This is a genomic window from candidate division KSB1 bacterium (genome assembly GCA_016214895.1).
Lineage (GTDB): Bacteria > Electryoneota > RPQS01 > RPQS01 > RPQS01 > JACRMR01.
In genome coordinates, this window is sequence record JACRMR010000016.1 from 1 (window position 1) to 2,187 (window position 2,187).

Annotated in this window: 1 protein-coding gene and 1 pseudogene; both read right to left on the reverse strand. The window is 59.5% G+C overall.

Going from position 1 to position 2,187, the window contains the following annotated elements; genetic code table 11:
- Positions 1-841, reverse strand: an 841-nt coding sequence (locus tag HZB60_09090) for an IS630 family transposase (GenBank protein ID MBI5059915.1), incomplete at its 3' end; no start/stop codon positions are given.
- Positions 811-1,947, reverse strand: a pseudogene (locus HZB60_09095) (IS4 family transposase). The pseudogene HZB60_09095 and the gene HZB60_09090, both read right to left, overlap by 31 nt.
- Positions 1,948-2,187 lie beyond the last annotated feature (240 nt).

Below are 2,187 nucleotides of genomic sequence, written 5' to 3' on the forward strand. Positions count from 1 at the left end.
CAATCTTGTGATTCTTTAGGTGGTTCCAGACGAGTTCGTCTGGGTTCAAGTCCGGCGAATACGGTGGTAGATGATATAGCCGCAGCCGCCCATTTGTTGCCTCTATGTATTTACTGACAGCCTTTGCCTTGTGGGTAGGGTGGCCATCAACGATAAGGAAGACAGGCTTATCTTGTTTGTCTATCAGGCGCTTGAGGAACTTGATGAACTTCTCGGCCGTCATCTTCCCGTCAACCAGCATGAATCTCAGCTGCCCCTTGGAGCTGATAGCAGAAACGAGATTCACGCCGAATCTCGCTCCTGTTGTCTCTACGACAGGCGTCTCACCCATTGGGGCCCACGTGGTGCCGCTGTGATAATCAGACCGAACGCCCGCCTCGTCTCCAAAGAAGATCTGAGCGCCTTCTTCTCTGGCAAGAGCTCGGATGGCAGGGTATTCCTCGTTCAACCACTTCTCGACGCGCTCGGGGTCTCGTTGGTAGGCCCTATGGAGAGGACGTTGGGGGCTCATGCCCATCTGCCGCAGCAATCGCCCCACTTGGGACTCGCTCAGGGTCACCCCGAAGCGATCTATGATCACTTTCCGGACCATAGAACGGGTCCACAAGGCGAACTCGAAACTGAGCTGCAAGGGATTCTTCTCAGCAATGATGCGATAGAGCTTCTGCATCTGCTCCCCAGAGAGACTCGGTTGCCTACCGCCGCCGAGCGGGGTATCCAGGTCTCGGGCCAGGCTTCGGCGGCCGAGAGCTTGGGCAGCTGTCCAAGGTCGAAGCCGGGCAGTCGGGCCAGCGGGTGGTCGGGTAGGCCCGGCCCGGTGTCGAACGGGTTGTCGAGCCATTCCTCCAAGTTCTTGTACTGGAAGAGATTCCAGCGCAGCAGAGCGACGAGATTGGACAGGGACCAACCTCGCCGGCTTCGCCACCGAAGGAAGGTGATCAGCGGCATGGCGATGAGAGCTGTCCAAAGCTGGACCTCCAGGGCGTTGCGGCTGGTGCCCAGGAAGGTCTTCACCTTGAGGTTCTGCTTGAGGGCCTTGAAGAAGAGCTCGATCTGCCAGCGTTCTCGGTAAATGTCGCCGATCGTGTCGGCGGCGAAGTCGAGGTGGTTGGTCAGAAGAACCAACTCGCGCTCGTTCTCGGCATCCCAGACGACCACGCGGCGCAGCCGGTACGGACACTGCTTCTGGGCCGTGTCGCTGGTGAGTTGGATGACCTGGTCGAGGCGCAAGTGGCCTTTCTCTGGAGGAAGTGGCCGTTGCTCGAGGACCTTGTAAGCCATGTTGGTCTTCATGCGTGTGACGAAGTAGACGCCGTCGTCGCGTGTCCAGCGGCCAAAGAGCTCGTAATCGACGTAGCCGCGGTCCATGACCACGACGGAGCCCTTGGCCAGGGCGAGGGTCCTCGCGACGGTGATGTCTGCGCAGTTGGCCTCGGTCAGATGCGCATACGAAGGCCAGTACCCGTCGTGATCCAGCAGCATGTGCAGCTTCACTCCACCCTTGGTGCGGGTGTAGTTGGCCCAGGGAAACAGGCTCAGGCACAGCGTGATCACGGAACTGTCGAGGCTGACAAGCTTGTTCTTGAACCGGAACTTCTTCTTCGGTCGATCGGCCACGGTGGCCGGAAGCCGTTCCACAAGGTGCGTGAAGAGCCCTTGGAACAAGGCCGAGGATCGGTGCTCGTTGGCGTACGCGAGCGTGGAACGTTTGGCGAGGTTCTGGATCCCGAGATGCTGGGCCTTCCCGACCGCGCACTGCAAGCCGTCGCAGGTTTCCCGCAGGCTCTTGGCCTGGGCCAGTTGAGCGAAGACCATGGAGACGACGTGCTCCCACGCGGTGAACTTCTTGGTGAAGCGGTTGGCCTTGGTGTCTTGGGCGAGGCGACGGAAGGCCACGCGATCGACGAGAGCGAGGATTTGACTGAAGATGCTGGCCGTGCGTACCATGACGAAGCCCTCCCGGTGGATTGTGGTGTCGTGTGTCGCGACTCACACCATACCCACTTCGGGGGGCATTTTTCATGGCCTTCGTGAATGAGGTTGTCCCAGCGTTGTCCGGTTAGGTTATTGCAGTGGCCACGGGCAAACCCGGGTCTAATTGTCGTGAGTCTGGAGCGGGCACATCGGGCTCCATCTGGGCGGCCTCGTTCTCGATCTTGTTGCGAAGTTCGCGAACGCGCTTGATAC